This is a genomic window from Parapedobacter sp. SGR-10 (assembly GCF_011030405.1).
Lineage (GTDB): Bacteria > Bacteroidota > Bacteroidia > Sphingobacteriales > Sphingobacteriaceae > Sphingobacterium.
Genome location: NZ_JAAJTJ010000001.1, coordinates 164984 through 178642 on the forward strand (window position 1 = coordinate 164984; position 13659 = coordinate 178642).

Annotated in this window: 10 protein-coding genes; 1 reads left to right on the forward strand and 9 read right to left on the reverse strand. The window is 44.7% G+C overall.

Translation table 11 applies throughout. The features are described 5' to 3' along the window. Positions 1-70: 70 nt before the first annotated feature. From G5B00_RS00765 to mraZ, 8 genes are all read right to left on the reverse strand, one after another. Entirely contained in the window at positions 71-1267 is a 1197-nt protein-coding gene (locus G5B00_RS00765) for an FtsW/RodA/SpoVE family cell cycle protein (RefSeq protein WP_163871335.1), read from the reverse strand. 77 nt (positions 1268-1344) lie between these two features. Next, positions 1345-2718, reverse strand: a complete 1374-nt coding sequence (gene murD / locus G5B00_RS00770; protein WP_163871336.1) for a UDP-N-acetylmuramoyl-L-alanine--D-glutamate ligase — start codon at positions 2716-2718, stop codon at positions 1345-1347. A gap of 116 nt (positions 2719-2834) precedes the next feature. Then, positions 2835-4079: a phospho-N-acetylmuramoyl-pentapeptide-transferase gene (mraY, locus tag G5B00_RS00775; protein WP_163871337.1), complete on the reverse strand. Its 1245-nt coding sequence runs from the start codon at positions 4077-4079 to the stop codon at positions 2835-2837. A gap of 5 nt (positions 4080-4084) precedes the next feature. Further along, positions 4085-5539 (reverse strand): UDP-N-acetylmuramoyl-L-alanyl-D-glutamate--2,6-diaminopimelate ligase, encoded by a 1455-nt coding sequence (locus G5B00_RS00780; protein ID WP_163871338.1) that lies wholly within the window; start codon positions 5537-5539, stop codon positions 4085-4087. A gap of 5 nt (positions 5540-5544) precedes the next feature. Then, positions 5545-7659, reverse strand: a complete 2115-nt coding sequence (locus G5B00_RS00785) for a penicillin-binding protein (RefSeq protein WP_163871339.1) — start codon at positions 7657-7659, stop codon at positions 5545-5547. Between the two features lie 10 nt (positions 7660-7669). Further along, the gene (locus tag G5B00_RS00790) at positions 7670-8080 is read right to left on the reverse strand and encodes an FtsL-like putative cell division protein (RefSeq protein WP_163871340.1); all 411 of its coding nucleotides are present in this window, start codon (positions 8078-8080) and stop codon (positions 7670-7672) included. Positions 8081-8295: 215 nt separating this feature from the next. Beyond that, on the reverse strand, positions 8296-9204 hold the full coding sequence (gene rsmH, locus G5B00_RS00795) for a 16S rRNA (cytosine(1402)-N(4))-methyltransferase RsmH (protein WP_163871341.1): 909 nt from the start codon (positions 9202-9204) through the stop codon (positions 8296-8298). Beyond that, the gene (gene mraZ, locus G5B00_RS00800) at positions 9197-9670 is read right to left on the reverse strand and encodes a division/cell wall cluster transcriptional repressor MraZ (RefSeq protein WP_163871342.1); all 474 of its coding nucleotides are present in this window, start codon (positions 9668-9670) and stop codon (positions 9197-9199) included. The genes rsmH and mraZ overlap by 8 nt, the downstream gene beginning before the upstream one ends. A gap of 1282 nt (positions 9671-10952) precedes the next feature. On the opposite strand from mraZ, the gene aspS reads away from it, so the two are divergent. Next, the gene (gene aspS / locus G5B00_RS00805) at positions 10953-12710 is read left to right on the forward strand and encodes an aspartate--tRNA ligase (protein WP_163871343.1); all 1758 of its coding nucleotides are present in this window, start codon (positions 10953-10955) and stop codon (positions 12708-12710) included. 41 nt (positions 12711-12751) lie between these two features. Here aspS and G5B00_RS00810 read toward each other — a convergent pair whose 3' ends face one another. Beyond that, entirely contained in the window at positions 12752-13570 is an 819-nt protein-coding gene (locus G5B00_RS00810) for an alpha/beta hydrolase (RefSeq protein WP_163871344.1), read from the reverse strand. Between the last annotated feature and the right edge of the window lie 89 nt (positions 13571-13659).

Consider the following 13659-nt stretch of genomic DNA (forward strand, 5'->3'; position numbering starts at 1 on the left):
TGATCAGTATACTCAAACTTTAAACCTTACACTCATTTTCAAATTCTCAAATTATCTCATTTCCACATCATCACGCCACCGTTCCGATCACTACTTTTTTGACCTTTGGCTCCTCCTCCAATTGCTGCTTACCTTTCAATTCTTCGATACTGCGGCTCACGGACAGGATAATGCCCAAAGCCACACTGGTAAAGAGGATAGATGTCCCTCCCATACTGACCAAAGGTAGCGGCACACCTGTCACGGGTCCCAAACCTACAGCTACAGCCATATTGGCCAGTGCCTGAATGGTCAGACTAAACCCTAATCCGGCCGCCAAAAATGCCCCGAATGCCCGGGGGCTCATCGTCACAATACGGATACAGCGGTACATCAGTGCCAGATAAAGGAACAGCAACACGACTCCTCCAACCGTACCGTATTCCTCAATGATAATCGCAAAGATGAAATCTGAATACGGATGTGGCAATACATTGCGCTGCACACTGTTGCCCGGACCTTTACCAAACAAGCCACCCGTTGCAATCGCAATCTTGGCATTGTTGGCCTGATAATTTTTATCTTCCTGAAAAGGCACATTCGATGTCGTGACTTCCTCGGTCTTAAAAAATCCTTCTATACGGCTGATATATGTCGCTCTCCGAGGGCCCAATAGCATGACCATCATCAACAATACCAAACCTCCTGCGGATACAATGGCGATCTGCTTGATACTGACACGGCCGATGATCAACAACAAAATACTGACGCCAAACAACATCAGTGCCGTAGACAAATTGGCCCATGCAATAAGAACAAATACCAGACAAACCGCCCCCATAATCGGTATAAACGATTTTTTGACGTCCTTGATTTCTTCCTGCTTGCGGGACAGCATCCGTGCCAAAAACGTAATCAACGCCAATTTGGCCAAATCCGAGGTTTGAAAAGTCTGGTTGATGACCGGGATCGTAACCCACCTCGAGGCTTCATTGACTGAACTACCGAACAGCAATGTGTACAAAAGCAATGGAATCGTAATAATCATCAGCAGCTTGGAGATACCCGCATACCATTTATAGTCCAGCTTATGCGACAAGTACATCAACACCAATCCCGCCACGATAATGGAAAAGTGCTTGACCAAATAAAGTTCCGTACCCTTGCCCTCTTTGTAAGCCAAGGTACCCACCGAGCTATATACTGCCAACAAAGACCATCCCGACAAAATAATCACGATGATCCATATCCACTTATCGCCCTTTAATTTTGAAAATACCTGTTCCATTTTATTTTAGTTATCAGTGATCAGTTGTCAGTGATCAGCTCTCCACTGACGACTGATAACTGACGACTGTCCACTTACTATAAGGCCATCACCGCCTCTTTAAACTTATCTCCCCTTTCTTCGTAATTCTTGAACCAATCAAAGCTGGCACATGCCGGTGAAAGCAGTACCGTATCCCCTTTCTTTGCCAAATGCGAAGCTATACGCACAGCATCTTCCATCGATGCACTGTTCACAATGACCTCTACTTCTTCTTCCAGTGCATCGTGTATACGCGATGTGTCCTTGCCTATGCAGATGATCGCTTTGACCTTCTGCCGTACCAGATCACGCAACATCTCGTAATCATTGCCCTTATCCACACCACCTAGCAGCAGGATAATATCCGGCGAAAAACTTTCCAAAGCATACCATACAGAATTGACATTCGTGGCTTTTGAATCATTGATATAATTCACCCCTCCGATATAGGCCACGTGTTCCAGCCGATGGGCTATATTCACGTACGATCCCATACTCTCCTTCATCGTTTCGTTGCGCAATTCCTGAGCCTTTGCCACCAAGCCTGAGGCCATATTGTTGTAGGTATTGTGCTTTCCTTGTAATGATAACTCTTCAATGTTCATAGCAAATGCTTCTCTATTAGGTATATGAATGATAATATTATGGTCCTTGTCCAATGATGCTCCCTGTGCCAAAATTTTCTTTTGCGACATCGGCAACTGTGTCGCTTTGCTGTCAAAACGGGGCAATGCCTTCATTGTCTCCTCGTCGTCTGCACAATAGATAAAATAATCACTGCTCCTCTGATTCTGGATGATACGGAACTTCGAATTCACATACTTTTCCATATCGTAATCGTACCTGTCCAGATGATCCGGTGTGATGTTCAGCAGCACAGCCACATCCGCCCGAAAATGGTACATATCGTCCAACATGAAACTCGACATCTCCAATATGTACACATCAAACTGCTCACGAGCCACCTGCAAGGCAAAGCTCTTTCCGATATTGCCTGCCAAACCCACATTCACACCTGCCTTTTGAAACATATAGTATGTAAGCATCGTGGTGGTCGATTTGCCGTTGGAACCCGTAATACAGATCAGTTTCGCATCTGTATATTGCGCCGCAAACTCTATTTCCGAAATCACCGGAGTTCCTTTTTCACGGAGTTTTTTGATCAATGGAGCCTTTTCGGGAATACCGGGGCTCTTTACAACCAAATCAGCATTCAATATCTGTTCTTCGGTATGTTTGCCCATTTCAAAAAGAATCCCTTCCTGCTCCAACTGTACCCTGTAAGCCTCCGCAATCATCCCCATATCGGACACAAATACATCGAAGCTCTTATCCTTTCCCAGGATGGCTGCACCCACACCACTCTCTCCTGCGCCTAGAATAACCAGACGTCCTGATTGCGGATAGTATGTATTTGCTATGTTTCCCATTTTTTATTTAGTACTTTAGTATTTAGATGTTAGTATTTAGACCAACATTTTTCAAATTACTTCATTTCCAAATTTTCAAATTCTCCGATCTCGCACCTCACAACCCAAACCTCGCTCTACCTCACCTTCAACGTCACAATGGTCAATATAGCCAGAATGACTCCCACGATCACAAACCGTGTGACAATCTTGGCCTCATGATAGCCTTTCTTCTGATAATGATGGTGCAAGGGTGACATCAAAAAGATACGCCGGCCCTCGCCGTATTTCCTTTTGGTGTACTTAAAATAGGACACCTGCATGACGACCGATAGGTTTTCGATCAAGAAAATACCGCACAATACCGGGATCAAAAGCTCTTTGCGTATCAATATGGCAAATGCCGCTATAATACCCCCGATGGCCAAAGAACCCGTATCACCCATAAACACCTGTGCCGGATAGGCATTGTACCACAGAAATCCCGTACAAGCTCCTACAAATGCTCCTGCGAATATCACGAGCTCACCCGAATTGGGGATATACATGATATTCAAGTAGTCCGAAAAGATGATATTGCCCGACACATACGCCAATATCGCCAAAGTAATCCCGATGATAGCCGACGTCCCCGTGGCCAATCCATCAATACCATCTGTGATATTTGCACCATTGGACACAGCCGTCACAATAAATACAACCACCACCAAAAACAAGATGAATGTCGCCGTACTGCTCGTTAGTCCAAAAACATCCAACACCTTGGCATAATCAAACTCATTGTTCTTATAAAAAGGTATGTTCGTTTTTGTCGATTTGAGATTCTCTGCATAGGTTCGCTCTCCCGTCTGCGGATTAATGACAATCTCCACAGGCTTTGAAGAAGTAGGGTTCGTCACTTGTTCCCGTACCACAATATCCGGATGAAAGTACATGGTAAAGGCTATCAGCGTACCCAGACCGACCTGTCCAATCACCTTAAACCGTCCGGCCAATCCCTCCTTATTCTTACGAAACACCTTGATATAGTCATCCAAAAAACCAATAGCTCCCATCCATACCGTCGTCACGATCATGACCAGAACATAGATATTGTCCAATTTGGCAAACAACAGTGTAGGGATAAGGATACCGGCAATGATGATCAAACCACCCATCGTAGGCGTACCTTGTTTTTTCTTTTCACCTTCCAAGCCCAGATCCCTTACCGTTTCGCCCACCTGCTTACGTTGCAGCAGATTGATCAATTGACGGCCGTACACCGTCGTGATAATCAACGAAACAATAACGGCCATAGCTGTCCTAAAGGAGATATACTGGAACAATCCAGCTCCTGGGATATGAAAATGCTCTTGTAGCCATGTAAATAAGTGATACAACATACCGTCTATTGTTCGTTAAATGAATTTTCTAATTCTTCTTTGTCATCAAAATGATATTTCACACCATTGATTTCCTGATATTTTTCATGCCCTTTGCCGGCTATCAGGACAATATCTCCACTCGCTGCCAAGTGACATGCCGCACGGATGGCCTCCCGACGATCCGAAATACTAAAGACATGCTTTTTTTGCTCAGGTGCTATACCCGCCTCCATATCCCGGATAATCTGTGCAGGATCTTCCGTACGTGGGTTATCGGAGGTAATGATCAGCTTATCGCTATATTTCAAAGCCGTCTTGGCCATTTCCGGGCGCTTGGCCTTATCCCGGTCTCCACCACAGCCCAATACCGTAATGATCTGTTGTCCGGGAATACACAGGTCCTTGATGGTTTCCAGCACATTTCCCACTGCATCCGGTGTATGGGCATAATCAACGATTCCCGTGATACCCGTCTTCGACCGTACAGCCTCAAAGCGTCCTTCTGCACCGGAAATCTCACTCATGGCCGTCAACACCTTCATCGTTTCCTGCTCAAGCAATATAGCTGCACCGTACACGGCCAATAGGTTGGAAGCATTGAAACTGCCCACCAATTTGACCCATACTTCCTGTCCGTCTACCTGCAACAGCATGCCGTCAAAATGGCTTTCTATTACCTTGCCTTTAAAATCGGCGATATGCTGCAACCCATATGTCTTTTTGTGAGCAAAGGTATTTTGCAGCATGACCTGCCCATTCTTGTCATCCTGATTGGTCAAAGCAAAAGCAAACCTGTCCAAATCGTCAAAAAACTTCTTCTTCGCTTTAATATAATTGTCAAATGTCTGATGAAAATCAAGATGGTCGTGCGAGATATTGGTGAATATGCCACCTGCAAAACGCAGTCCGGCAATACGTTGCTGTACGATAGCGTGTGAGCTCACTTCCATAAAACAATAATCACATCCACCATCCACCATCCTTCTCAACAACGCATTCAACGCCAATGGATCCGGTGTCGTATATGTAGCTGGCACAACTTCCGTTCCTATCCTATTTTCTACCGTCGAAAGCAATCCTACACCATATCCCAATTTTTGAAATAGATTGAAGAGCAGCGTAGCTACGGTGGTTTTTCCGTTTGTACCCGTTACACCTATCAATTTCAACTCCTTGGACGGATTATCGTAAAAATTGGCCGACAATATCCCCAATACATAGGAAGTATCCGCTACTACGATATAGCTTACCTCTTGTTCAAGTTTTTCGGGCAATTCTTCAACGACCACTACGGTACTACCCAAAGAAATAGCTTTTTCAACATACAAATGGCCATCCGTATGTACCCCCCGGACAGCTACAAACAAACTATTGGCTTTTGCTTGCCGGGAATCAAAGCACAGCGAGCCAACCTCTATATCCAGAGGACCCTCGGCCTGTATCACCGGAACAGCATGTAATAGTTCTTTTAGTATCATTTTTTTTAATTCAGTTGAATGGCTACTTGAGTTCCCGATTTTAATTTTTCTCCCGGTATCAAGGATTGGGATACGACCTTTCCTTTGCCATACACTTGGGCTTTAAATCCTGCATTCTCCATAGCAAACAGTGCATCCACCAGCCCCATTCCGATCACATTCGGCACCACCCCTTCCTTGATATTTCTTTCCACAAATGGCATCCCTCTTTTGGTCGAATCCGACACTCCCTGCGCCAGCAAGTTCCAATTGAACCTCGTGTACCCCAATGCTTCGTAGACTTTGGTGGAAGACTCCTTGGATCCGACCAAGGTCAACGGCATGGTTTCACCGGCCAAATTTACTTTTCGATGTGCAAATCCTCCTTGCAAAGACAAGTCATTGGCATACACCATATCGGCTAGCTCCTTGAATACAGGACCCGCAACAGAACCTCCATAGTAACCGTTGCGTGGATTACGAATAACCACAATCATCGAATATTTTGGATTGTTTGCCGGAAAATACCCTGCAAACGAAGATTGATATCTCCTCGCACCATACCCTCTGGAATCATCCGCCATCTGCGCCGTACCCGTCTTGCCCGCCGCCGTATACAACGGACTGCTCAATCTCTTACCCGTTCCTTCAATCATTACACCCTCCAGCATGCCTCGGATTTTTCCCAACGTCTGTTTGGAGACAATCTGCTTATTGATCACGCGCGCCTCGAAGCGTTGCACCGTATTGCCCAAATGCTGTATCTCTTTTACAAACAAAGGCGCAACCATCTTTCCATCGTTTGCCACAGCGTTATAAAGAACCAGCGTCTGCAAGGGAGTCAACTTGAGTTCATAGCCATACGCCATTTGTACCAAGGACAGCTTGCTCCAACTCTTGCTTTTAGGCGTCTTCACGATAGGATGAGCCTCTCCTGGGATCTGCAATCCCAAAGGCTGATGCAATCCCCAACTGTGCAATTTTGACGTAAACCGTGCAGGCTGATTGCCATAGTGCGTATTGATCAACTTGGTAATCGCCACATTCGACGATTCCTCAAAAGCCTCTTTGACGGTGATCTGCGATTTCTTTGGCGCATGCGAATCCCGGATAGTATGCGCAGGCACCTTATAAGTCCCGTTGCCAATATCTACAACCGTACTGGTATCGATATAACCATCGTCCAAAGCAGCCATATAAGAGGCCAGTTTGAACGTCGATCCCGGATCCGCACCATGCGCGATGGCATAATTATACTTCTCGCGATACACACCCTCCTTATCCCGCGTAAAATTGGCGATAGCCCTCACCTCTCCCGTCTTCACCTCCATGAGTATCACACAGCCCTGATCAGCATCACTGATTTTCAATTGCTTTTCCAAAGCCCGCTGTGCCATATCCTGCATATTGACATCGATGGTCGAAATGATATCCGATCCATCCACAGGAGCGACCTCGATTTCCCGATTCAGAGGCACCCACACTCCTCCTGCTATACGCTGCATCATCTGCGCACCGCTCTTGCCATCGATATAATCTCCGTATGCACCTTCCAATCCCACCCGAACCTCATCCGTCTTGTAACCTATCGTACGAGCCGCCAGATTCGTAAATGGCAATATGCGCTTGTTTTGACGCACTGCCACCAAACTGGTGGAAAACCGCTTTTTATTTTCTCTAAAATTGTTGAACAAAGGGAATGTTTTCACGATTTTTAAATCCTGATGCGAAACAGCCCTCTTTATCAACACATAACGTTGCTTCTTGGCCCGGGCCTCACGCAGAAGGGCCAGATATTGCCGGGAGGAACGATCCTTGAAAAAATCGGACAAACGAAAGGCCAACGAATCTACCCTGGAATTGAATACATCGTTGTACTCCTCCGGAATAGCCATCGCATCAAAGCGAAGTTCGTATTCCGGAACAGAGGTCGCCAACAGACTGCCATCATCGGAATAGATATTTCCCCTGGCCGCCTCAACCACGCGTTCCTGAATAGTCAGACTGTCTGCAATAGCACGCCACTCGCCCCCATCTATATATTGCAAGTGAATGAGCTTGGCAAATACCGCCAACGCACCGAATACCATAAGCCCAAAAGCCAAGTACACTCTGACCAATATGGTTTTTCTAATATTCACGTTACAGTTATTATTTTTTCTCTTTTAACACCTCTAATTTAATTGGCGGCTCCATGCGCTCTTTTAGGCCCAATGTATCCGCCCTTTTGGCTATTTCAGTCTGCGTGGTCAACTTCATCAACTCCGCAGACAACGATTTATAATCCCAGCTCAGCTCCTTCACCTCCTTACCCAATCGATCTATCTTCCTCACCGTTCGTTCGGCCAAATGCCGATTGGAGATATAGACCAACCCCAAGAAGGCCAAAAAAGCCACAAAGGGAAGATTTCTAGTCACCAGATAGGTCGATAGCTTTGTAGGAGAAAACAACGATCGCAATATACTTTGCGTTTTTTCCACCTTCTCCTCTACCGCATCAGACATCTCCTCCTGGATATCTTCGCTCAGCTCCCTTTCTTTTATTGTGTTCCTTTTTGACATTATTCAGTTGTCTGTGTTCAGTTGTCAGTTATCAGGCCTTTAAATTCCTAATTCTCCATTTTCAACTTTCAATTATCAACTCTCCATTTCCAAACCCCGAAGGGCTCAACGAAGTTAATCTTCAAATTAGATCCTCTCCAAATTCGTAAATCAAAAATCGTAATTCTCCAAATCCCCACATTTTCAAATCCTCACATTTTCAAATCCTCACATTTTCAAATCCTCTCCGCTACCCTCAACTTCGCGCTTCGGGATCTTGTATTCTCTTCCAGCTCCTGTGCAGCAGCCGTAATAGCCTTCCTACTGATGACTTTGAAAGGTTTGATTTCATTCCCATAAAAATCCTTCTCCACATCTCCCTTAAACTTACCCTTCAGCATAAAATTCTTGACCAGCCTATCCTCTAGCGAATGATAAGACATGACCACCAATCGGCCTCCATCTTTCAGCAGAGGAACGGTCTGCATCAAAAAATCCTGCAACACCTCCAACTCTTTATTGACCTCAATCCGTAAAGCCTGAAACACCTGCGCATGATACTTGTGCTCCTTTCCCCTCGGCACATGCTTCCTAATCACCTCCTTCAGCTCTTCCACCGTCCGAATCTCTTTGGTCAGTCTCGCCGTCACAATGGTCTTTGCCAAGGATTTCGCATTCTGCACCTCGCCATACATACCGAAAATGCGATGCAATTCCTCTTCACTATAGGTATTCAGCACTCTGCGCGCATCCAGATCGGACACCTGATCCATGCGCATATCCAGATCCGCATCAAATCGGATGGAGAATCCTCGATCCGCATCATCAAACTGATGGGAAGACACCCCTAAATCCGCTAATATTCCATCCACCTCTCGAACCCCCAACAAACGCAAACTATTTTTTAAGAACCTAAAATTCTGGTGCACCAACTCAAAACGCTCGTCTTCGATAGTATTATTCAACGCGTCGGGATCTTGATCAAAAGCGATCAACCGTCCCTTGGGGCCCAAATGCTTTAAGATCTCTCTCGAATGCCCCCCTCCACCAAACGTCACATCCACATACACGCCATCGGGCTTGATCGCCAAAGCCTCTATACATTCTTGAAGCATCACGGGAACATGGTACACTACATTACTCATCGGCACCTCCCCCAAAATCCATATTGCCCATCACCTCCTCAGCTAACGCAGCAAAATCCTCACTTACATCCCCATTCATCATCTCTTCATACGCTGCTTTCGGCCAGACTTCTATACGATCAAATTGACAAGCCAACACTACCTCGCCCGCTATCTTGGCATAGTCCAAAAGAACCTTTGGTAACAATACCCGCCCAGCCGCATCCAATGTCAACATAGTCGCCCCGCGCATGAATTGACGGATAAACTCCCGATTTTTTGCATTGAATGTATTCAACCGTGAAATCTTAGCCGCCTGCTTATCCCATTCGCTACGCGTGTAGATCACCAGATTCCTTTCGAAACCACGGTTCACGATAAGCCCGTCCTGCTCCACATTAGGCAACTGCCTTTTGAGCGCAGAAGGGACCACCAATCTACCTTTGGCGTCCAACTTACATTCGAATTCTCCGATAAGCTGAAGCATATAGCTAATTATCCTAACTTAATTTCATGTAAAAGTATACACTTTCTCCCACAATCTCCCACAATCTCCCACAAAAAAGTTTTCCACATCGAATTTTCGCTACAAAAACACTTTAAAATAGCATTTGGAGACAAGGAATAATTGGTATTTATTGATAATCAGCAAATTTGAAATAAGGCCAAGGTTTCTATTTTTACTATATATAGAAACCTTATTTGCGGAAAGATAACCTAACTCGCGACAAATGTATACGGTTCGGGGATGGAATGAAACGTTGAAGTTTTAAGCCTCACAAAACAAATGTCCAATGGTTATTCGGTCTTGAAATTGCTACGTAACATGGAGACAGACTCGTAGTACTTTACATGGAAGTCATCGTAATTTTTGTCAAACAAATTATCGTTCTTGATAAATCATATGGGCTTTACGACAAGTTATACTGTGTTTACAACGGCTTCATAGGGATTATTCAAGCTCTTCTCTATTTTTTAATCGAATCACACTTCCTGTCAAATAGCTATCACTTGATATAGCCTTGTATACATATGCTTTTTCTTGGACAAAAAGCAACTTAAGCCAAAGTAATATTTCTTTTAGAGAAACAAAGGCTACATAAAATCACATTACAGTTTCTTTAGAAGCATGTTACGTAGCAATAATAAAAACTTAACTCCGCCTATACAGATGTACAGCTAGCCTCTAAATCATGACGGGTAATCCACAGAGCACTATGAATCGCCTGACGGCAAGTATGGAGAGTTCGTATATACGTACCAATAGTCTGGACAAAAGCGCGAGGAGTTTGAGTACAATTATGAGGAGTTCAGGTCTAAGTATAGGGAGTTCAGATACAAACATTGATAGTCAGACTATAAGTTGGTAGCTTTGAATGCAAATACGGTCAACAACTGCACACTCCGTCTAATGCTGTGAAATTGACATTTTCTGTACAAGTACATAACAAAAAATACTTTCGTTATTCTCCCCGAAATCCGATATTTTTGCAGGATAATCCGTTAGGTCTCGCTAGCGCAAGCGTAATAGTATTAAGTTAAGCGTTTTTTTTGTCATCCCGACGATAGGAGGGATCTGCAAAACGATACAGTTAACAGATCCTTAAGCAAGCCTCAGAGCCTGCCCCGAGAAAACTCGGGGATGACATAAAAGAACGGTTATATCCTTAACTTAATGACATTGGGCGCGAGCGTGTCGCTTGTGCTTCTATTGGCAGCTAATAGCAGGATTTTTTTTAATTTTTACTTTTAACTTTTTACCTTATATAATGTACAGAAGTCACAATTGCGGCGAACTACGTATAGCCGACATCAATAAAGAAGTAACCCTAGCAGGTTGGGTACAAAAATCCCGGGACAAAGGCTTTATGATATGGGTCGATCTACGGGATAGATACGGTGTCACCCAGTTGATTTTTGACGAAGAGCGTACCGAATCTACTGTCATGCAATTGGCTAAATCCCTAGGGCGCGAATTTGTCATTCAAGCCAAAGGAATCGTCGTAGAACGCGAATCCAAAAACTCCAATATGCCTACAGGGGACATCGAACTGCTTGTCAAGGAGCTGACTGTTCTGAACGAAGCGATCTTACCTCCATTTACGATAGAGGACGAGACCGATGGAGGTGAGGATATCCGCATGAAATACCGCTATCTCGACATCCGCCGCAACCCCGTCAAAAACAGTTTATTGTTTCGCCACAAAGTTACCCAAGAGGTACGCAACTACTTGTCCGAATTGGACTTCTGCGAGATCGAAACACCCTATCTTATCAAGTCCACCCCCGAAGGTGCACGTGACTTTATCGTACCTTCCCGCATGAATCCAGGCCAATTTTATGCTTTGCCACAATCGCCACAGACATTCAAACAATTATTGATGGTAGGTGGTATGGACAAATATTTCCAAATCGTAAAATGTTTCCGTGACGAGGATCTCCGTGCTGACCGTCAACCCGAATTTACACAGATCGATTGTGAAATGTCCTTTATCGAGCAGGAAGACATCCTGCATGTTTTCGAAGGACTGACACGCCATCTGTTAAAGGAAACACACAACATCGAAGTGGAGAAATTTCCTCGCATGACCTTCGAAGAAGCTATGCGCAAATATGGCAATGATAAGCCGGATATTCGTTTTGGGATGGAGTTTGGCGAACTAAACAGTGTGGCTCAACATAAGGATTTTGGCGTATTCAACAATGCCGAACTCGTCATCGGCATCGCTGTGCCGGGAGCAGCTACTTACACGAGAAAACAAATCGATGAGCTTATCGATTGGGTCAAACGTCCACAAGTCGGTGCTTTGGGTATGGTCTACTGCAAATGTGAAGAAGACGGTACATTCAAATCTTCAGTCGACAAATTTTATGATCAAAGCGATTTGGCCCAATGGGCTGAAATCACCGGTGCAAAACCAGGAGATATCATCCTTGTGCTATCCGGCCCTGCACACAAAACACGTACACAAATGAGTGCTCTACGTATGGAATTGGGCAATAGGCTCGGTTTGCGCAAACCAAATGAGTTTGCGCCGCTTTGGGTCGTCGATTTTCCATTGTTGGAATGGGACGAAGATACCAAACGCTTCCATGCCATGCACCACCCATTCACCTCTCCGAAGAAAGAAGACATGCACCTGCTAGACACCGATCCGGGTAAAGTACGTGCCAACGCTTACGATCTTGTCTTGAATGGCAACGAAATAGGTGGTGGCTCTATCCGTATCCATGACAAAGAGACACAGGCGCTGATGTTCAGGCACCTCGGCTTCACAGAAGAACAGGCACAAGAGCAATTTGGTTTCTTGATGAATGCCTTCCAATATGGGGCACCTCCACATGGTGGACTAGCCTTCGGACTGGATCGTCTGACCGCTATCTTAGGCGGACAGGAAACCATACGTGACTTCATCGCTTTCCCGAAAAATAATTCTGGCCGCGACGTCATGATAGATGCCCCTGCCGTTATCGACAAAGCACAGCTGGATGAATTGAGTTTGAAGCTGAATGTAAAAGATTCGTAAGCCAGTAATTAAAAAAGCAGTCCTGTGGACTGCTTTTTTAATTACTTCAACTTCTGCTCTTTCATTAACCGTTTTATTTCCTGCAACAAGACCGGAAGACCGGGATACACCATATCATGGCCGTATCCTTGAAACTCCAGAAGTTTGTTGTTTTTATGCCCGGCGATAGAGAGCATACGTTTCAAATACGCATTTTCTTCATACCGCCCCAATATCTCCAATTCTCGATCACCAGTCAGTAGTATGATGGGCGGCGCATCCTTTCTCACCCAATATAAGGGTGCCAATTCATCAATTGTAGGTTGCTTTTCGCCAATCCCTTTTTCTTTACGGGCAGTAAAATGCGTGATAGTCTGCCCGCTAAACGGAATGATACCCGTCAACCTATCTGCATCCATCCCTTCTTTAGCCAAATAGGTCTTATTCAAGGCTAACATCAATGCCAGATAACCTCCTGCCGAATGTCCGGAAATAAATATTTTAGTGGTATCACCACGATATTGAGCAGCATTTTTGACGACAAAGGATGTCGCCTTTGCGGCATCACGAATGATATCGGCTACTTTTGCCTTAGGTGCAAATCGATATCCCACACCCACCACGACCAAGTCTTTCTCTTTCAAAAAAGCGGGAATTTCCTTCTTCCCTCCTGTCAATCCGCCGCCATGAAACCACAAGAGAATAGGTTTTGCCTCTCCGGAAGTCGGATAATGTATATCCAGTTTACATTGCTCCTGTTCATAATCGGTTGCTCCAACCTCCACATAACTTATGTCTTTGGTCGTTTGGTATGTGATATCCTGTGCATATCCCGTATACCATACCAATAGAGATATAAAAAGTAAGATGATATGTCTCATATTTCTGTGCTTATTGGACAATTTTTGATCAAAGTTAAGATTAATTACGATACATTTTCAATCTGTCCTTGTTCTTAAAAAAAACAGAC

Excerpts from the sequence above, each read along its gene's own strand:
- G5B00_RS00765 (WP_163871335.1), bottom strand. The coding sequence starts at position 1,267 with ATGGAACAGGTATTTTCAAAATTAAAGGGCGATAAGTGGATATGGATC.
- murD (WP_163871336.1), bottom strand. The coding sequence starts at position 2,718 with ATGGGAAACATAGCAAATACATACTATCCGCAATCAGGACGTCTGGTT.
- mraY (WP_163871337.1), bottom strand. The coding sequence starts at position 4,079 with ATGTTGTATCACTTATTTACATGGCTACAAGAGCATTTTCATATCCCA.
- G5B00_RS00780 (WP_163871338.1), bottom strand. The coding sequence starts at position 5,539 with ATGATACTAAAAGAACTATTACATGCTGTTCCGGTGATACAGGCCGAG.
- G5B00_RS00790 (WP_163871340.1), bottom strand. The coding sequence starts at position 8,080 with ATGTCAAAAAGGAACACAATAAAAGAAAGGGAGCTGAGCGAAGATATC.
- rsmH (WP_163871341.1), bottom strand. The coding sequence starts at position 9,204 with ATGAGTAATGTAGTGTACCATGTTCCCGTGATGCTTCAAGAATGTATA.
- mraZ (WP_163871342.1), bottom strand. The coding sequence starts at position 9,670 with ATGCTTCAGCTTATCGGAGAATTCGAATGTAAGTTGGACGCCAAAGGT.
- aspS (WP_163871343.1), top strand. The coding sequence starts at position 10,953 with ATGTACAGAAGTCACAATTGCGGCGAACTACGTATAGCCGACATCAAT.
- G5B00_RS00810 (WP_163871344.1), bottom strand. The coding sequence starts at position 13,570 with ATGAGACATATCATCTTACTTTTTATATCTCTATTGGTATGGTATACG.